The sequence below is a fragment of the Pelodictyon clathratiforme genome (assembly GCF_982375515.1).
On sequence record NZ_OZ455102.1, the window covers coordinates 1,461,289 to 1,481,703 of the forward strand.

11 protein-coding genes are annotated in these 20,415 nt (G+C 48.1%); 2 read left to right on the forward strand and 9 right to left on the reverse strand.

The features are described 5' to 3' along the window. The first annotated feature begins 229 nt into the window (after nt 1-229). Nucleotides 230-853, forward strand: a complete 624-nt coding sequence (locus tag AC56AD_RS07140) for an RpnC/YadD family protein (protein WP_083765312.1) — start codon at nt 230-232, stop codon at nt 851-853. Nucleotides 854-896: 43 nt separating this feature from the next. On the opposite strand, the gene tnpA is transcribed toward AC56AD_RS07140, so the two are convergent. Then, nucleotides 897-1,340 carry an IS200/IS605 family transposase gene (gene tnpA / locus AC56AD_RS07145; RefSeq protein WP_012508047.1) on the reverse strand — a complete coding sequence of 148 codons (444 nt, stop codon included), beginning with the start codon at nt 1,338-1,340 and terminating at the stop codon, nt 897-899. Between the two features lie 82 nt (nt 1,341-1,422). On the opposite strand from tnpA, the gene AC56AD_RS07150 reads away from it, so the two are divergent. Continuing rightward, complete coding sequence (locus AC56AD_RS07150) at nt 1,423-1,704, forward strand: hypothetical protein (protein ID WP_498984418.1); 282 nt, start codon at nt 1,423-1,425, stop codon at nt 1,702-1,704. Nucleotides 1,705-1,776: 72 nt separating this feature from the next. On the opposite strand, the gene AC56AD_RS07155 is transcribed toward AC56AD_RS07150, so the two are convergent. The 8 genes from AC56AD_RS07155 to AC56AD_RS07190 form a co-directional block, all read right to left on the reverse strand. Next, the gene (locus AC56AD_RS07155) at nt 1,777-1,908 is read right to left on the reverse strand and encodes a hypothetical protein (protein WP_263053232.1); all 132 of its coding nucleotides are present in this window, start codon (nt 1,906-1,908) and stop codon (nt 1,777-1,779) included. 346 nt (nt 1,909-2,254) lie between these two features. Continuing rightward, nucleotides 2,255-2,968, reverse strand: coding sequence for a DUF3800 domain-containing protein (locus AC56AD_RS07160; protein ID WP_012508165.1), 714 nt, complete (start codon nt 2,966-2,968; stop codon nt 2,255-2,257). 191 nt (nt 2,969-3,159) lie between these two features. Continuing rightward, on the reverse strand, nt 3,160-3,345 hold the full coding sequence (locus tag AC56AD_RS07165; RefSeq protein WP_190274037.1) for an ImmA/IrrE family metallo-endopeptidase: 186 nt from the start codon (nt 3,343-3,345) through the stop codon (nt 3,160-3,162). 314 nt (nt 3,346-3,659) lie between these two features. Further along, nucleotides 3,660-5,423, reverse strand: coding sequence for a hypothetical protein (locus AC56AD_RS07170; protein WP_273278220.1), 1,764 nt, complete (start codon nt 5,421-5,423; stop codon nt 3,660-3,662). A gap of 115 nt (nt 5,424-5,538) precedes the next feature. Beyond that, complete coding sequence (locus AC56AD_RS07175) at nt 5,539-8,088, reverse strand: tetratricopeptide repeat protein (RefSeq protein WP_481859531.1); 2,550 nt, start codon at nt 8,086-8,088, stop codon at nt 5,539-5,541. A 205-nt stretch (nt 8,089-8,293) separates the two neighbouring features. Further along, the gene (locus tag AC56AD_RS07180) at nt 8,294-12,361 is read right to left on the reverse strand and encodes an Eco57I restriction-modification methylase domain-containing protein (protein ID WP_012508168.1); all 4,068 of its coding nucleotides are present in this window, start codon (nt 12,359-12,361) and stop codon (nt 8,294-8,296) included. Next, a complete protein-coding gene (locus AC56AD_RS07185) occupies nt 12,358-15,234 on the reverse strand; it encodes a DUF8741 domain-containing protein (RefSeq protein WP_012508169.1) in 2,877 nt (958 codons plus the stop codon). Before AC56AD_RS07185 ends, AC56AD_RS07180 begins: the two co-directional genes overlap by 4 nt. Continuing rightward, nucleotides 15,231-20,402, reverse strand: coding sequence for a DEAD/DEAH box helicase (locus AC56AD_RS07190; RefSeq protein ID WP_012508170.1), 5,172 nt, complete (start codon nt 20,400-20,402; stop codon nt 15,231-15,233). Before AC56AD_RS07190 ends, AC56AD_RS07185 begins: the two co-directional genes overlap by 4 nt. Nucleotides 20,403-20,415: the final 13 nt, after the last annotated feature.

Sequence of the window (20,415 nt, forward strand, 5' to 3'; positions counted from 1 at the left end):
CCCCCTTTGTCCACTTGAGTCTGGAACGACTATAGAACAGGTGGTGACGGTATCCAGACCGTTCTGCATAACTCCGAACTGCATCCTGACAATAAACATTGGAACGTAAAATATATGAATTATTTTGTATCAAGGGAGATTGTTGATATTATTGCAGTGTTTTATATTAATTATTACGCATCGCTGCGTATACACTCTCTGCGCAATGAATGTTACTGGAACACAACCTATGGATACGCCAAACGACCAGTATGACAGCCCGTGGAAAAGGGCCGTTGAGAACTACCTTCAAGAGTTTATGGAATTCTACTTCCCACTGGTTCATGCTGAAATAGATTGGGCAAAGGAGCATGTTTTTCTGGATCAGGAGCTGCGGGCCATAGTTCAGGATGCCAAGTTGGGGAAGCGTTTTGTTGACAAGCTGGTCAGGGTGAATGTGTTGAATGGTGACGAGAAGTGGATATATATTCACATTGAAGTACAGGGTAAAAAGCAAGCTGAGTTTGCCGAACGGATGTTTGTTTACAATTATCGTATTTTTGACCGATACAGGCGACCTGTTGCCAGCCTGGCAGTACTGGCGGATACACACAAACAGTGGAAACCCACCTCTTACAGCTTGACAGTGCTGGGGTGTAGTCATACCTTCAATTTTCTGATGGCCAAGCTGACCGATTACGAAGAGCGACTTGATGAGCTGCTGGAATCAGATAATGTTTTTGGATGGATTACGGCAGCTCATATCCTGACCAAAAAAACCAAAAAGCAGGATCAGGAACGCTACGCAGCAAAAATCCGTTTATTGCGAATCCTCTATCAGCATCAATGGGATAAACAACGTATCATTGAATAAAGAATCCCCGCCGCAAGCAGCGGGGTATTGAAGATTTCCTCTTTTAGAACAGTGACAACTGATAATCACTGTAGCGTTTCTGATACGTACCGCCCTGCCCTTTGACATACTTGCCTATCATGTCTTCATTTCCATGCTTTCCAACCGTTCCGGCATAATACCCATCCGTCCACATCTCACCACCCCACAACAGTTTTTTTACTTTGGGACATCGCCTGAACACTTCTCGAGCAGAAATACTCTTTATCATCGTCACGATTTTCGTGACACTATACGTTGGCACTGATTGCACCAAAAAATGCACATGATCTTTATCTGTACCAATTTCCAGGAACTTGATCTGATAACGATTTTCTATGTCCAAGCACACGTCTTTTAGGACTTCATCCACCTCATTATCAAAAATCACGCGTCTATACTTTGCTGGTAGCACTATGTGATACATCAGAACGGTGACATTGTGGCTCTTGTGAATATATTCGCTCATGCCAACTAATATACATCATATCACGCCGCAAGCGGCGGGGAATATGACCCGTAGAGATTTATTTTATATTTTAGACTGGTTGATGCAACTGCCCGAATGGTTGAACAGCCGAGTCTGGCAAGAACTTGAAACCATTGAGGAGAATGAAAACATGGAATACATTACAAGTGTAGAACGAATTGGCATGATCAGGGGGCAATACACCTTACTGAAAAGTCAGCTTGAGTGCCGCTTTGGCCTGTTACCCGAATGGGCTTCAGAGCGGTTACAGTGCGCCAAAGCAAAGGAGCTGGAAGCTTGGGGTAAAGCTTTTGTCACAGCTCCGACTCTGGAAGCTGTTTTCAATAAATCGGATGTATCATAAAACGAGCTGAGATTCACGCCAGGCTCTGGCGTTCGCTGCTCTTTGCCCTTCATAGGACAACCGCCGGGAAGATTATTCGCTTTCGCTGGCTTCGAAGTTCTGCTCCTGATAATTTTGTACAAACTGAAGCGTTGAAAATCCAGGCCTGATGATTTCAGCACTATCATGAAGCGCCTTGTCTTTCAGGATTGCTGGATTCAGCACCTCAAAGCGCTCTTCGATAGAATGAAACTCTGTTTTAATGTTGGATAGAGTGAGAAACCATAGCTTTATTTTTCTTTCCTGATCGTTCCCCCTTGACTTTTTGCCTGTAATGAACGATATTAAGGCAGCTCATCTACCATGTGTGGAAGGAGTAACGAGGCCGTCCTTCGGGGCGGCTTCAGCATTTTCAGCTCTTTTTCCGCTGATATTCTTCATATTCCTTCTGTAATTTCCTTTGCTTAAATTCTTTCCTCGCGTCCGCGCTGATTTCGCCAAACCTTTATGGCCGTATCAGTTTCATAATCAGAAAAAAGTACCAACGATGGCAACCAGACTGGAAAGTCACTCATCCCTGTACCTCCGTCGCATGCCAGCGGAAAATATTCATCTTTTCTTCACGCAACAGGGTCGTTCGTGTCAGGTCGTAGCCTGAACGATGTTTCATTCGTTCAATGAGCGCAATTTTCCCCTCATTGCCATGAAGGTTTCTGTTCAGGTAGCCGACGGCACCAATAAGCAGATCGGCCAACTGTAATTGCTCGAGCTCATGAGAGTGTACAAGTTGCAACCGCTCAATTACCTGCCGTGAGAAGTCATATCGGTCGTTACACAACACTTCATGCAGTTGAGCTACTTTTTGTGCACCACGCGTATCCTTGATATCGAGATAGATGCGATAGCGGGCTTCAGGTTTAAAAATGACTTTCAGCATATCAAAGTACATCTTGTAATACCAATCATCATGATCCTGGCCAAGAAAAGCATCATGGCGGATAAGCGACTTGTCAGGGACTATCAAGGCCCGAAAATGCAAGTCGTCATCATCGAAAAAATAATCGACAAGATCCAGATAAAATCGAGTCTTGGCAGGCGATACTTTAGTCCATTTCACTTCAAAAAGCGATGAACAACCATGTTTCTGCTTGATCTCACGCAAGCGCACAGCGATCTCCCGACTCTTATCCAGCGGACACCAGACTGCTCCAAGCACCATTGCCTTCTGTCGATCATTCTCCAGATGACAGGATTCATCACAGTAGATATTGTAAATCTCGCTCATGGTATTGCCCTGTATAAATAAAATCGAATTAATTTTAAGTTCATACTCTATCTTTTCTCTTTTCTCAATTTCAATCGCTGGCTACTCATGCTTTCAATAAGCCCAGCAGCTTTCATCACAGATTCCATGCTGATGGTGGGTATGTCTGCATGATCTTTAACAAACTGTGACAGGTATTCCGGTGATGGTGATTAAATACCCTGACGCTGGCAAAGCATGAATGAAACTGATTCTGCTTCAAACTCTTCTGTTGCATGATTGAGACGCTGTCGATCCGGCCATAGTTTAATATCCGGAGTTCCAAGATGACCGCAATAGAGGTGGGCAAGTTCATGCGCTATCGTGGCATACTGAGCTTCAGGTCTTTGACTGTTCATGTTGGCGAGCATCTCATATTTTACTGTGACAGGCGCAAATAGCGGTTTTCCGTTATTTTGATAGCCAGATAAAACATTCAAACGATCGTTTTATAAGACAGCGAAAATCAATCAATTTGGAATCACACAAACGAAACTGCAAAACATTCTGAAGCGGATCTAAAGCAACAACCGGTGAATGTGAACAGAATTGCGTAGGATTGATCACGATTTCTCTGATATCATGATCAGTGAGTCGGGTAAATGCAAAGCAATCCGTTAAACAAAGCAGTTCTGATGCAACACAATTCAAACATTGATGCGCCGACCAAATATTATCTTTTATTCACTTTGAGATCGCAAGACCAACGCTTTCGAAGCCAATCAATATGTCTACGTCCCGAAACATAGTCAGACCAAACTACGTAGAACCTCCAGCATAGCGATGCTAGCCACCAAGTAGCAAAAATAAATGCGAGTCGTAATACATCATTTGCGATATCCTGAAGTTTGTCTGTGTGCCATGGAATTAGCGAACCAATAAGACAGCATACACTAAGTAGCACAATAACAAATTTTCGCGAACGTTTCTGATTCACAAAACCGAACCCGAGTTGCAAAATAGCCACCCCTATCAGAAAGGAGTACCAATAATTAATATGGTTATTGAAATAATTGTTATACTCACCCCCGGAGTATAGCAATGGGAAAAGAACTGTCGCTATAATCGTAAAGAAAGCTAAAAAAACTTCAACAATGCGAAACGGCCGACGAGATGCAACAAGCGTCGAGCCAACTACAACTTCAAGAAAGATCTGCAGCCCGACAAACATACCTAAACTAAAAGTTCCAACACGGGATAAGGGTGTTCGCCCGAATCCCGCCTCATACCAAAAAATAATTTGCCAACCGGTCGTGATAGAGAATAGCACAGGCAAGAGAAATACCCAAGGGTGCCAAGACAAACTAAGCTCCGAACTTTTCAGATGTGATATCCCATCTGACATGGTTGATTTATCGTCTATAAATGGATCTACTTTGCTGAGCGCCTTAATACGCCCTGTCCACACATCGAAAAGATGAGTATTTTTCCAATAGGCCAAGTGAGCACCTCCCGGCCATGAATTAGTATTGAATGTTATTTCTTGTGGAGCACTGGATAAGAAAAGACCAGGAGCCTTGTCATTAACTAAATCGCGAGCAATGTTAAGTGTAGATGCAATTGGATCGCCATTGTCTACGAAATTAATCCAGTGAATTCGTGGCCTATGTTCGTCTGCCACCACTGGGCGTTGCTCCAGTGTACCTGAGTACTCTTCCCAAACTGATTTCCAAATTGGAAGAAATAAATCAATTGGAGATCCCATAGTGCAAAAACTTCCTAATTTTAGAAGCCAGGGTGGTTTTTCAGATCCAATTTTGTCAGCCTTAACTATGCCAAGCAGAGCAATCACGGAACCAAGACTGTGAGAAGATAGATGAATTTGATCTACATTTACCGAGGCTGCTTTTAAAGAAAGTGATTCCATTGCTGTATTAAAACGATGCATTATTTTTTCTCGTAAGTCAGAAAACTCCGAAAAGACGAGCAATGACCCAATGAAGTACCGAATAAATTCAATTAGCTCGTCCGTCTCAATACGATAACTACCAAGAATTAAACGCATTAATTGAAGACTCAGTATCGTGTCATCGACAATTCCTGTAGTGTAAAGAAGCTGGGTTTTTGATAGGCCCTTTCCATTGTATTTTGTTAAATCAATGTATGATATCTGCATAGGGATGCTTCTCGCCCATTCTGTCAGTGGAGGTACTACTGACGCAGCGTGCGTCTCAGCGATATCTGCCCAATGGATCTCAGAGAAAGCGTAGCCAGGAAGATAATCAAAGCGAGCCCATCCTACACTATCAGGACCAAATTCACTATTAGAAATGCCATGTGGATATAATTGACTTGCGATATCTCCAAGCGGAACCACAATATCATGTCCGTTAACCCTCGCAAACTGAGTAATCACACGCTGGACACTTGCAAGTGGCTGATGTTTTCCTATCCCATGCACCACTACTATTCCTTGAACTGGCGTCTCTGTAGTCATGAATCTATCCTCTATTTCCATCTTATTCATTGTGTGCTGCGAGATGCGTAGAATTTGTGAGAGACAATATTTTAATAAATATGAATAAAAGATAATATAATTAAACTTCGAACTGTTATTCTATGACACTTACATCGATGCTTTTACACATATCTCTAAATTTTTTATTATGACCGATTAATATTGGAAATAAATTATATTTTCCATAGATTACAAAATACCAATCACCATTAACAAAATGATCTATGCATTTCTTAAGGATATTTTGATGAGTTTCCTGCTCACAAGCAATCCAAATACTTAGGGGGTAATTTGCAGCAATATCATTCCAAGTCAAACCTTCATCGAATAGAAAGTGATATTTACCTACGTTGAATGAACAGTCAATATTTTCATCATAAAGAAAGACAATCGTTGGCATATGAGTACGGTAGTAACATCTCTTAAATAGCATATCCTGATAGCTACGCACATAAAAACCTCTACATTTTCTGACTTTTTCGTTTATAAAATCTGGAGTAGCCTGTGGATATCCCATAGGATCAATAAAATCATTAATTGCGATGTCACCCGTTAATTGAAGCCCAGATGCAGTAGTAAGAAAAAGCGATATTTTTCCCGTACTCAAATCGGGAAATACTTCTTTTTCTAATTCTTTTATCAACCTATCGCCGTTTGTATCATAAATTTCAAGAGGCGGGCGATCATAATAAGGGGGTCTACTATATATGTTAGCTATAGGGCCATACATCCCTTCTTGGATATGGTCCGGTGGACCTTCGGGAACTGGATAACACATTACTCCCGAACAGAGCCAAAGATATAGATAGGCGTGTTTGTTGTTCGTTAATATATCGATTGGTTTTGAACCTTGTAAATTGTTACCGCGTCTCTGGAGTATTCTTGCAAGATTTTGCGCTAAACATGTAATAGTACTTCCAGACTCGAAAAATATTCGTGAAAACTTTTCGATACCATATCCCTGAAGATCAACAAAAGCGGTTGCAAGAGCTTTTTTTTTCGAATCTAAAGATAAACGGGTAGAGATGTAGCTAAACTTGTTAAGTACTCTTACCACTTCTCGAGTCGTTAGACTTGCGGAAGAAAATAGCAAAATCGACTCAGCGAGGTCACGCTCTTCTCTTGTTTTATAGATGCCGTACTCATTTGCAATACCCTCTTTGCGGCCAAGGGCCTCATTGATGGTCAATGCTTTCAGGTACATCTCCTCAGCGCGGTCAAGCTCTCCTCTTGTCTGAAAGAGGTTACCGAGGTTACCATAGTCACTTGCCATACCCTCTTTGCGGTCAAGGGCCTCATTGATGGTCAATGCTTTCAAGTACATCTCCTCAGCGCGGTCAAGCTCTCCTCTTGTCTGAAAAAGGATTCCGAGGTTGCCGTAGTCACTTGCCATACCCTCTTTGCTGTCAAGGGCCTTATTGATGGCCAATGCTTTCAGGTATATCTCCTCAGCGCAGTCAAGCTCTCCTTTTGTCTTGTAAAGGTTTCCGAGGTTACCGTAGTCACTTGCCATACCTTCTTTGTGGTCAAGGGACTCATTGATGGTCAATGCTTTCAGGTACATCTCCTCAGCGCGGTCAAGCTCTCCTCTTGTCTGAAAGAGGTTGCCGAGGTTACCATAGTCACTTGCCATACCCTCTTTGCGGTCAAGGGCCTCATTGATGGTCAATGCTTTCAGGTACATCTCCTCAGCGCGGTCAAGCTCTCCTCTTGTCTGAAAAAGGATTCCGAGGTTGCCGTATGCACTTGCTGTTTCGGTGTTTGTTTGTTCAGGACCGCTAATATTTAACCACTTGTTCAAAACCTGAAAGGCCGAAACAAAATCACCCGTACGATAGAAAAATTCATATCCGAGAGATAAAATTCTGATATCTTCTGTTTCTGTTATAAGTTCAGAGAATTTTTGCCGCGCATATTCAATCTTTCCCTCTTTTGATAATTCAGCGGCATCTTTCGCTGTTTGTAACTGAATCAGTTCCAATCTTAGGTGCGTTTTTTCCGCATCTTCATGGGCCAGCTCTGCTTCCAGCGCCTTTTGTTCTGCATAGGTTTTCGCCTTATTCACCTCTTCGACGACTGCCAACGGAAGAAGGACTATATCTCGTTGCTGGTCGGCTTTAGGTAGTTCTCCTTTAGCGTAGGCTCGAAGGTGGCGATCCACTTCGAGGATAAAACCCGCCTCATCGTCGAAATAGTGGTAAAGTATTTTTCTGGTATTCTCTAAACTTTTTCTGAAATCAATTACCTTCTTTAGTTGAACTCCTGGATCACCCTCAACTGCTGCATCAACTCGTTTAAAGAAGACAAAGATTTCAGGGGAACCCTCAGTTTGCCATCGACTCAAAGCTCTGTGATACTCTTCTTCAGTATATGATGTGTATGGCGCTGCGTCGGGCGCATCCTGACCCCATCGTCTGTACATTGCCAGAATAAACACATCACATTTATCAATTTCTTTATTGATCACTCCCTGACTTCGACGACCCGTTGAGGCGAGCGTATCTTCCCAGCATAAGGGCTCAAATTCAACATTTGCGCCTTCACCAAAACCTGTATTGATTTGCTTAATTGCATCTTTAAAAAAACGGCGCTCGTTAGCGAGATCACTTGGTGATGCCATAAAAACTGAAAATTTTCGCTTCATATTCTTGCAGAATTTCTTTTTTTTAATAGAAATGGCGCAGGGGTGAATTGTGTGCTACATTCAGCGTGGTTCTCTTCGCTACGTGTTTTACCCGTTACATGGCTTTATCAGGCTTTGTATTACTCGTTACTTTGTTGTCAAGGCTGATTTTCTATGCAAGCTATGTCTCAATTATCTGGCCTCGTTTGTGATGATAAATTTTCACTCATATCAACGCCTCCGGTTTTGGTGGATGGCAGCAGGATGGGTCTGCTGGTGGTGGATTGAGTTTTGTTTGATATGGAATTCCGGTGCGAATCGCCTCGGCCATGGCGTCGTAGATCTCAAGGATCACCTCTTTTGTCCGGTAGGAGCCGTGTTCGGCTTCATCCTTTCGCTTGACAATGGGGAAGGAGTCCATAACGTGTTCGACTGCTTGGCGTGGAGTCGGAAAGTATCGTTTCAGCTCGATCAGTTCTTTGGATGATTCATCCTGCACGGCTCCTGCTGATTTTTCGGCACGTATCCATTCGCCATGTTTATCAGCCGTAAGGTAAAGATTGAAAAATGCTGCATCAAGTTCACAGCAAAGCAAGAATCGGCGATCTTCATTCCAGCGGAACGGAAGGCCGCTCCAGCCACAATCTTGCGCGAAGTATTCAAGATCCCATGCGGTGCAGGTAAGTTCAAGGAGTCGAGGGAGAAGCCAGTTACCCATTTCAGGCTGTAGTTTATCCCACAGTACAGGGCGAGAATAGGCGTCAGGATCAAGAAGAGGAAGTTGATTCAGATAACCATAGGTCAGATGTGTACCGCCAATTTTTTGCCTTGCTGAAAAATCAAGTGCGAAAGTCGACAGATTCAAAAGCAGCATTCCGATCTCTCTGGTTTGACGGTCAGAGAGCACAATTGGGCAGGTATGGCCAACACCATTTGGTGGCATAACCGAGAATATCGCTGTACGCTCATTCGTAGTGTTGGTAATATCCCTGAATCCCATTAACCATTGCTTATCCCACCTCTCCTCCAGCCGTGACAACACATCCTGTTCCGGAACCCAGTACCTTGGCATGACGAAAAAATCAGATTGCTGTTTTTCTGCAAGAGTGACATCATGGGTATCATCATTATGGTCATAGGTTGCCCAACGATCGTCGAAATGATGAATCATTTTGGCTTCGTAAAGCGGTAGATACACCTCTCCATCCCGGTGAAAAATATTCCCCTTCAAGTGCCATCCATCACCCACCAGTTGCTCCCGCGTTCGGAAAAGGTGCGAGTCGTTCGACATGTCAAACATCCTGCTAAATCGTATTCCCCACGGATTCTGTTCTGGTGAACCTTCCTTGATGAGCACAGGAACCCGGCGATAAATCGCCTTGGTCAGTTCTGCATCGGCACGTGACCGGAAAATCGGGCAGGTTCTGGTATTCGGGTTCAGGAGGAGGATGTCCGCCGGGCTCAGGGTTATCTGACGGTCAGGATTTTTCAGGTCATCAACATCATGGGCAAAAAAGACAAAGACTGCTTCTCTGGCTGTTGGTGTTTCTCCTCCACCTGCTGTGAAGAGGCAGAATTTCATTCTGCTATCAACAGCAGGAAATATTTTTTTCCTGTTTTCAAAATCAAACAGACTGACCAGGGACTGTTTTTCAATCAGATCCTGAAAGAAAAACTTTGTTGTATCGTCTGAAGCAATCCCGCTGGGAAGCACGGCCCCCATTCTTCCCTGTTGATTGAGTTGCGAGCGCATCAGTTCGGCAAAAACAGTATAAAGATTGATATCACCCCTGCCGCAGAGCGGAAATCGGCCACTGTTGCGGAGAAAGTGACTTTCGCCCTCAGCTTTGCGCAATGAGGCAAGAAATTCATCCTGCAGCGCCGGGTTGGTGGCATTCAGCTCCCTGATCAACCTTTTTCTGGCTGATGCATTCGAAGCCATGGCGATTGCTTCGCATCGCTCAGCAAACCACTCTTTTTCCTGGAGTTTGACCCTTTCCCATGGTGGATTACCAAGAATGACGTCAAACCCTCCACGGGCATAGACTTCAGGATAGGCAAGGTGCCAGTGAAAAAACTGATAGCTTTCTGCCAGCTTTTTGACCTCATCAACAATATTCTGATGCTCCCGAGTAAGATTTTGATCGAGAATATGGAGCAGGAGTGACTGCGTGATACCAAAAGCCGTTCGCTCTATTCCAGGTTCACTGAAAGATTTTTCAATAACGAATGCTGCACACCATGCATCTGCAACCATTTTTTTAATGCGGTACTCCTCTTCATTTTCCAGATGAAAACGGGCTATTTTCTTGTCAAGAATGCTCTGAAGATCATCATCAGGCATCTCTTCGATGGCCAAGGCAGTGGCCTGCAGGTGCTGTTGTTGCTGCTCATCTTGCTGGGCAAAGAGCGGCCCAAGACCCTCTCTGGAACCACGATTCCATTTTTTCAGAACGGCACAAGCCTTTTTATTGTCACCCTCTATCGGTTTAAACGCCTCGTTGGGTAAACCCGCTGCTATCAGTTCAGGCGTGGTACCCATCAAACTGTTGCCAACCCTGATATGGTGCTCCAAAAAGGAGAGCGGTTTTCCGGGCTCCATGGCTTCCAGCCAGAGGCCAACCCGGCAAAGCTCTGCCGCCATCGGGTTGATGTCCACTCCAAAAATGCAATGTCCAATCACTTCCCTCAGGGTGTGATGAAGCAGTTCGGGCGATGGCTCTTCGTCCCCCGCCCGCAACCGGGCAAGTCGGCGGGCTATCCGTTGTGCTGCAGCAATCAGAAAGTGACCACTGCCGCAAGCGGGATCGCATACTTTTAAAGCGAGTATCGACTTTTCCGGAGTGGTACTTTTTTCTGCTTCGTCAATATGCGGATCAAGGGCGCTCTGCAGCAAAGACTCCACCAATGCCGCATGAGTGTAGTAACTGCCGGTTGTCTTGCGTTCATTGCCTGCAGCGTGACGAAAATCAAAAAGTGGTGTTGGCAGCAAATCAGTGAAGGGATGCAATTCCAGCAGGCTTTCATAGACCGAGCCAAACTCTTCGGTGGCCAATCCCCCAAAGTTAACTGGCATGCGCTGGCCATTTTCAGGGAGAGTAAAGAAACAGAGTTGTTCCAGAGTGGAATAAAGGGCTTTATTGCTTAGCGTGCAGTGAGGAAGCAACCCGAGGTTCGCCGGGCTGAAGAGTTGGCCGCCAAGAAGAGTGGTGCCCAGAGCTGCAGCACCGTCTCTATCTTCAAAGAGGTGAAAGGTTGAAAGCAGTTGCAGCCAGCCGTCGCTGTAGCACGTGACCTGCAAACTGCGATTCCTGGCCTGGCGTCGCAGGCGCTCTATGCTGTAGTGCTGAACATAGATGGTGCTTTTTTTAGTCGCTGTACCTTTCGGAAATACCATCCCGCGCTCTTCAATCACCATCAAAAACAGCAGACGGTAAATCAGCCTGAGCAATTGGTTAAAATAGACATCTGGACGCAGCTCTCCTGAAGCGACCTGTTGGCGCAATTCATGATTTTCAGGATGCTCAAGAAAGCCCGTACCCAAAGTCTTAAGAGCCTCTTTAACGGCAAGACGCAACCCGTCACGGATGCGTGATCCCTGTTCGATTGTCTCCTGATGATAGCCTTCAAGCAGCGAGGTTGCTGAGGTCTCAATGGTCTGCGGCAAGCGCGTCACATGCAGCAGCCGGTAGAGCACGGCAAAGTCGGCAAAGAGACCGTCGGTAAAGATGCGGTCGAGGTCAAACTCCAGATAGGTGAGCTTGACCAGGCGGGAGCTGTCGCGCAGGAGGCGTAGCACCCGGCCATTGGTGACGATGCCGTAGAGTTGCTCGGTGAGGTTCAGGTACTCCTGCAGCATGGCGTGGGCCGACATTCGCAGGGCAGCTTTTTCGGGCTTTCGGTCGAGACCGGCGGGCTCGTTGCTGCCGGTAATGTGAATGGCGGCTCCGCCCCGGTTGGTGATGCGGTGGGAGATCGGGTAGAGCTTTGCGTTGAGTTCGATGCTCTTGGCCTCAAATTCCAGTTGGTAGCCAAGGAGCCCGAGCAGCGGCACCACCCAGAGGTTTCGGGTTTCGGTGGTGGCTGGCGACTCCTTTTTCAGTGTCTCAAGCTTGCGATTGAAGAGTCGCCAGTAGTCCTGGGCATCGGCCCACGCTCTTGCAATTTCCTCCTTGACTTTGACCGATGGCTCCAGACCAAAATCGACCGGGCGCTGGCCTGCAATATCCTCAAGCTTTTCAAGAATATCGGGTGAGAGTATCGCCCCCTCAATGCGGATGGATGGGTATATCATACGGCACCTCCCGCAGCTTCGCCTTCCGGCAGGAGAATATATACACCGAGCAGATCCATCGGCAGTACCGGGTGCACCACCTGGAAACGCTTGCCGTCCATCAGGGAACTGAACCGTTCATGGGCTTCGACCAGTTTTTTTGATTGTTGTTCAGCCACGCGGTCAAATTCAGGTTCAAACGATTTGAGCAGTTTCAATTCATTCTCCAGAAACCCTGTTCTGGCGGGGAGCGACATATCGGAGCTGGCACGAACTGAGGCGAGAAGCGCTTTTGCCTCTGCCTGATCGAGGAACTCCTTCTCCTGCGGAGTTCCTTTCCATCCCCAGAGAATCATCTCTTCGGCCACAATCTGCTGGCTCCCTCTCCGATCTTCGATAACGTTGCGGCAGCGGAAGAGGAGAATGGTTGTTTTGATGGCCACCTGCCGGGTGCGAATGACGGCGGAACGGGCGGCCCGTTTGCCGGAACGGTTGACGGTGTTGGCCATGAGGAGCTGGCAGAGCTGTTCCACAAAGCGATTGTTGCGCCCAAGGTAGTGATAGCCTTCAGGCGTTGGTGAGAGAAAGCTGATCTGGACGATATCGCCAACGGGCAGGATGCCGCGCAACTGGTCAGGAAGGTTGGCGGTAATGAGGCGATAGCATCCCTTTTTCTGTTGAGCAATAACCTGTACGCCAAAAAGGTTATTGAGGGTGCTGGTCACAAACTGTTCAACGGCAAAGGGGTCACCAATGGCCTCATCCACCTCCCGAAGGTCGGACTCTATTTCGGAGGCCTTGATGGCGTTCTGGGCAAAGATGGTACGGGTCGCTTTTTCGCGCTCGGCGGCCTCCTCTATTTTGCGGGAGATGGTGACCTTGGCTGAGAGTGCCTCATCAAAATCGCTGAAGTCGAAGGTCAACTGCTGCTTTCCTTCACGCCGGGGAGTGATTTTGCGGTCGGGATTGAGCAGGAGCGCCTGAGTGATGGTGTCGATAATGCTTTGGGAATCTTCCGGAAAGGGGACGTTGATTCCGGTTGAGCGTTTGATTTCGCGAACCTTGCGCAGCAAAACATCAAGCACAATGCCGTCAATGGGATTATCGGCGCCGTAGAGCAGGCAGGTTTTGACTTCCGGCGCTGGCTGGCCGAAACGGTCTACCCGCCCTTCGCGCTGTTCGAGACGGTTGGGATTCCAGGGAAGATCGTAGTGCAGCACCGCCGTAAACTGCTGCTGCAGGTTGATGCCTTCGCTGAGGCAGTCGGTTGCAATCAGGAGCCTTTGCTTTGCCTTGCCCATCTCATCAATCTTCTGCTTGCGGAGTTCGTCAGGCAGTTCGCTGGTGATAACCTGAATATCGAGCTTGGGATATTTTTTGTGGAGAGCTGGAGCGAGCAACCTCCCGACGTAGTTGGCCGTCGCGATGTAGCGGCAAAAAACAACGGGGTTGAAGCCCGCCGAGAGCCAATCTTCCAGAATGGCTTCCGCCGTGCCGCATTTCTGGTCGTGCTTCAGGTCAGAGAGAGCTGCCAGTTGATCCGCAAAGCCTCGCAGTTGTTGCCGCTGGTAGCTTGACCAGTCGGTTTGCTCAAGCAGTGAGGTCGGGGTGTTATCGCCCTCATAGCCAAACTCACTATCCTGCACAGGGTTCTCACTGTTTTCGGCCATCCCTTCGTCAAGGGCAACGTGGGCAAGGTTGGAGAGCCGGGTGTTGAGCATTTCAATACCGGCTGCCGGGCTCGACATCACTCCACGCAAAAGGGCAAGCGCCGTCCAGTACTGCACCCGTCGGGGGCCCTTTTTTGAAGCGTCCGGGGCAATCAGTTTTTTTGCGAATTCGAGGATCTGCTCAAAAAACAGTTCATACTGCCGAGAGAGATCATAAGCCCACTCAATGGCTTCACGCTTGGGGAAGGGAGTTTCCTCACCCATCCACTTTTCAACGTCACCCCGTTTGCGCTGCACAAAATGACGGGCAAGCTCCTTGCGCTGGGGCTGTGATGCCGTCGGCAAATCAAGCCCTTCAAAATCCGGTTTGAGTAACCCGAGCAGGGAGTGAAACTCTTCCGGCTTGCCGGAGTGCGGGGTGGCCGTGAGAAGAATGAGCTGCTGCTCTGGCTTGCCTGCCAGACGACTCAGCAGATGGTAACGCTGCTGCTGGCTTTTTGAGGCCCCGGCCGGGCGGGCGCAGGTGTGGGCTTCGTCTACAATAACCAGTTCCGGGCATTGCTGCACAAAAACATCCCGGCGATTGTCAGATTTTATAAAGTCAATACTGATAACCTGATAGGGATAGTAATCATAGACGCTGGTATCGCCCTGAATCTGCCGGTCAAGGCGTGCCTGGGTGTTGGAGCGGATGATAACGGCCTCAATATCGAGTTTGTCGCGAATCTCCTGCTGCCACTGTTCGCAGAGATGAGGGAGGCAGACAACCGCGAAGCGCTGGATTTTGCGGCGCTCCAGCATCTCTTTGGCAATGAGGAGCGCTTCGATGGTTTTACCCACACCAACATCATCAGCAATCAAGAGGCGAATCAGCTCCTGCCGAAGCGCCATTACCAAAGGAACCATTTGGTAGGAGCGTGGACGAAAAGAGAGCTTTGCCAGTGCACGAAAGGGGCCTGCGCCATTTCGAAATGCCAGACGGGCTGAATCGTAGAGCAGTCGGGCGGTACTGATATCGCCGAGGTCACTGCCGGTTGGTTGGCCAAACTCGGTCTCCTGTGGCTCATCACGGGGAATGGCCAGAGGGAGATAAATGCCTGCAATCTCATCATCAGAGCCGCCAAGGGGCTTGACGACCAGAAGATCGGGGTCATCGGAGGGCATGACAATCCAATTGCGCCCTCGAAGGGAGAGCAGTTTCCCTGGTTGATAGGTTATACTCATTTTACTTTCCTGAAAATATCAGGACGTCCGGCCACCTTTTCGGCCAGATTGTCCCTGTAATAATATGTCCAGACCTCATCACCCTTGGCAATGATGGCCTGGCGTAGTGCCTCATCTTTTTCCTGCACCTCAGTATTGTCGTGGGGTGTTCCATCGCAAAAGACCCAGATGCGGGGTTCATAATAGAAATCGGGTTGCGCATAGATTCCCTCTACCCTCTTCTGGGCGGCATCGGGCAGGCGAATGCCGTTTTTATAGAGAAAATCAAGGAACTTCCGCTCGGTACTCGAATTGGGATCGATCCCGCCGAGCAGCGTCTGGTAGTGCTCTTCGTAGTTGTTATAACTTTTGTTGGTCTGAATCTCGATGGTGCAGAGCATCAGCTTTTCAAGCGCCTCCTTGATGAGGTGACGGTCAATGACTTTGTGGTCACGCTGGTTGTAATAACTGAGCAAGTCATTGTATGAGGCTGGTCCTTTGTATTCAGGATCATCATAACGGCAAAGTTCTATGGCCTGCTTGACCACCTGATGGAAAGCGTGAACATTTTCGACAAACTGGGAGAGGATGCCAAGGCTCCCTTCCGCCGCTTCATAGAGCAGGATATTGGGGGCTTCCGGGTCGCCGACTGTTACCACACCGATCTCTCGTGGTTCCACTTGAAAGATAAGTTCGATGGCTCTCTTCAGGGCGTGCTGGAGCGTAATCACCCCGTCGGGAGTTAATCCAAGCGGTTGAATCGGCTCGATATACAAGGCATCGGCAAGGTTTGAGGTCATCAATTTCACTCGCCGGAATTGCTCACTGCTCTGGGCCTCCTGATCAGGAAGAGAGCTGCGCCAGTCGCCAGAGACCATGCCGATGGGAAACCCCTCCGTCTCCTGAGCCTTCCATTTGAAGTTGATATGGACAAGCCGGGCTGCCGGGATGTACCGCACATTCAGCAGGCTACCTTCACTGCTGGAGACGATGGCCTTACGTACCCGCTCAACCTGGCCGCCGTCAACGGTAAAGAAGGTTCGGATATCAAAGCCTTTGGAGAGCCGTTCCTCCTCTTCGCAGGAGATACGATCCACCTCTTCAGCGCGGGATTCCGACATTTCCAGCAAATCATGAATGTGCAGCTTGTTGGCATTGTCGCCAAGATTCAACCCTGAAAAAGGACAGATTTCAAGATCCTTCTGATCTATGGGGAGGAAATATCCTGACCGGGTGCTGATTTTTGCCTCGGTAAGAGAGGATTCGGTATCCTGCATAATCAACTGGCACACCCGGTACTTCCGCCCGCTGTGATAGATGATATTCTGGGGCCCGAACTCCCGGAGGGCCAGAGAGCGGGGGCGGGAGACAAAGAGCCCGGCAGAATCACCGTCGGGTAAAAAGACACGAAGAGGAAGTCGTGTAAAGTTGTAGCCGGGCAGGAACCCTTCGGAAGCAAGATAACGCCAGGGATAGAACTCGGAGAGTTCCGATGCCTTGCCGGAAAGATGATTGCGAAGCAGGTCCAGTTGACGGGTGGCCTGATCCTGATGGCGTTTGTATTTGCGATACTCTTCGCTGCCAAGGCTCAGCGTGCCGCTTTCGATCTTCTGGGTAGCTCTGGTCAGAATTGCCCTTGCCGAACGGTAGATGAGCCGCCAGCGATCGAGTGCTTCATCGAGGGTTTCAATAATCTTCGAAAGGTTCTGCTCAATCCATTGATCGGAATACCATGCGGCTTTTGCTTCCAGTTCCGGTTCAAAATCGCGGATTACCCTTCTGAAATTGGCTTTTATCCGATCAAACTGTACCGGAGAGAGCTGAAGCCCGGCCCGAACGCTCTCGGCAAGAGGCATCTTGTTATTGTCATCGGTCACAAGATGCATGATTGAGGGTCTTGAGCCGTTACCCTCATCAAGGCCGGGAATGCCAACCTCTGAGGCTACCAGAGCGTGCAAATGGGCACGCAGCAGCTCCTCATTATTCAGATCGAGACGCGGCGCCATGACCGTACCTGCAACCAGTTCGCGCTGATTGTTAAAGTAGTGGCGATCATGGGGGGCATAACTTGAGCAGTAGGTAAAGATAAGTGCTCCCTGACCACTCCGGCCTGCTCTGCCTGAACGCTGGGCATAGTTGGAGGGGTTTGGAGGAGCGTTGCGCATGTGGACAACATTGAGTGAACCGATATCAACGCCAAGTTCCATGGTCGGGGAGCAGAAAAGCACGCTGATTGATTCGGCTCTTATCTTTTGCTGGTCAGCCACCCGCTTGCCTTCATCGGTGTACCAATCGGCCCGGAATCGCTCTTCACGATCCAGCCGTGCTTCATTACTCAACTGTCCGGTATGGTCTTCACTTCGCAGCCGTTTCATGGTTGAGAAATCACGACAATAGAGCGTTTTGAAAAAGAGATTGGGCTCGGGTCTCTGCTTTTTATAGGTGCGTCGTTTGATAATGTCTGCCTTGACCGTCAGCCCCTCCCCCGCTTTCCAGATAACCTTTTCGAGTCGTAAACGGTAGATGAGTACCTCTTCATTCTGCTCGCTCCGGGCAGGAAATGATTTCAGATAGTCGGCCTGTTCCAGCATCTCCATCGTCTGCATGATCAGGTTTTTATACCCCTCTTTTTTCAGGTCGATCCCAAGGTTTTGCCGTTTGACATAATCCCTGATGAACTTCCCCAGAGAGCTGGCGGGCCCCATGCTTTTGGTGTAGAGTTTGGCGGTTTTGCTGAGCTTTTGATAGCGGATGTAGTAGGGTTCCTGAAGCTTCTCATTACGATCGAGAGTCCAGGGCTGTTTTAACGACTCGCGGAACTGCCGCTCGGATTCCTGTATGCGTGACTGGGTAAGAAAGTTTTCGCTGTGTATGGCATATTCAAGCCGGAAAAAATCGAGTATGGTGGTCACCAGCTCTTTACGATCAGTATGATTCAACGATCCAAAAAGCGGCGATACGGCCCAGAATGCATCGGTAGCGATAATTTCATCCAGATCCTCGTACTCTATGGTCAACAGGGCGCATTGTTCGAGGTTGGGCAATACTACTCGCCAGCTCCGCCGGAGGTCAGCCATGGAACGATAGAGCAGGAAATCCTGAAGCGCCTGCTCATATTTTCGCCGGATTGGAGCCAACATCGACTCCTCGCTTCTGTTGGCATACTCAAGAAACGGTAGCCCAAGCGCCTTGAAAACGGCCTCGCCAAGGGTGGCAAAGGTGAGCATGCCCACTGGTGCCTGCTGCAATGCCTTATGAATGCCTGCACGAAGGCGAATGACCTGCACAAAGTCATTGAAATGTCCTGCCTGCAGGGCCGCATCCTGACGATTATCGGTAAAGCTGAGCAGCTTCTGCTCTTTTATCGCGTAGCCAGCGTCACTGAGACGATTGAGAATGGAGAAGGCGGTGATGGTAGTGGAGGTACTGCGCCCTTCGCTGCCCAGCTTGGTCAGTTTGGTGCCCTCATTGGTTCTGGTATCAAAAAAACCGCCCGATGTGGGATCAAAAAGTAACGGAGCCTTCATGAACCAGCCCCACCATTTTTTTTCTTCTTTGTCGGAGCAGTTTCCGAATTCGTCAAACCAGAGTTTAACGGGAAAGTATCCCCTTTTTTTGCTGTCGAGCGTAACACCCGACTTTGTTCTGCGAAACCAGGATTCGGGCAGCATTTCAATATCTTCATCGAGATTCCAGATCTCTTCGCCAATAATCAAGTAACCGTCATTGCTCTCCTCATCTTCGGTCATGTCACGAAATTCACGTGGCTCCAATCGGTTACCTGCAAGGGAGACGCAGATGAAGGGATGGCCGCTTCCACGACTGAAGACATTGGGAAATATTGGTTTTTTGTCGGTCTCATCAACTTTATAGACCCCGGGCTCAAGAGAGATATCGCGCTTCTCATCCTGATCAAGGGTTGTATAGACAGAACCCGTTTGCGAAATAAACTGATGGAGCTTGTAGGGCAGAAAGGTGTAGCGCTCTCCCGACTCTTGCTGCCGAACATTGGAGACGCTGATCCAGAGGAGTAGATCCACCAGATAAAGACGGCACCTCTCTTCAGCCATTCCGGAATCGTTTGCCAATTCTGAAGCTATCTCTCTCAGCCGCTTTGGTTTTCCCCGAACAAGATCAGTTCCTCGCTCTTCAAGTGCAATTTTGTTCTCCAGCCAGATGGCAATCGGATTCTTTTTGAGTGCCTCAATATCGGAGTCCTGATTAATGGCTGACTCAATGGCCGATGCAAGGAAATGGCTGGCAGGAATCGTGCCGTTGGGAGAAAGTGAACGGGCAAGCTTTTCGTTGATAACCTGCTCTGTGGTGAATTGGCAGCCAAAGAGTTTGGTGGCAACGTTGGCAACCTCTGCTTTCTGATGCTCAATATCACCAACACTATCAGAAACCATGGTGGCAGAGGTACCTATACTCACAATCTGTTGGACACAATTGGATCGAATCCGTCGAATCAACATGGAAACATCCGCACCCTGCCGACCTCGATAGGTGTGCAGTTCATCGAAGACCAGAAACCGGAGATTCAGGTAGATGCTCTCTCGAATGTTGCGTTCACGTACGCGGGTTAACAACAGCTCCAGCATCATGTAGTTGGTCAAGAGAATATGCGGCGGGTTCTTCCGCATTTTTTCCCTTGCCTCCTCACCCTCCTGACCTGTATACTGGCCAAAGATGATCGGAAACTCTTTGCCGGTGGCATCCTCATAATTCTTTTTGTATCGGGTGAACTCTTCGAACTGCGAGTTAATGAGGGCATTCATGGGATAGACGACAACCGCAGTAACCCCTTTTGTTGCCGGGTTCGAAAGAAGATGGTGAAAAATAGAACCGATATAGGTCAACGACTTGCCCGAGCCGGTGCCGGATGTAACGATAAAATCCTTGCCGCTGGTGCCCAATCGTATTGCCTCAACCTGATGGCGATAGAGTTTGTACCCTTTGAAAATGTCGCCAATGGCCCCATGCAACGTTTTCGATTCAATAAGCTTTTCGAGCCCACCGAACATCTCAAACGAAGGGTTAAACTGCAAAAGTGGCTCTGGCCATAGCTTGCCCGTACTTAATGCACGATCAACAACCTGGCTGATGTCCGGGTCAGCAATGGAGATGAAACTGTGGATGTAGGAAGAATAATCCTCTATGATACTTGCGTGAGTCTTGAAGACATTCATAAAGAGGATTTTT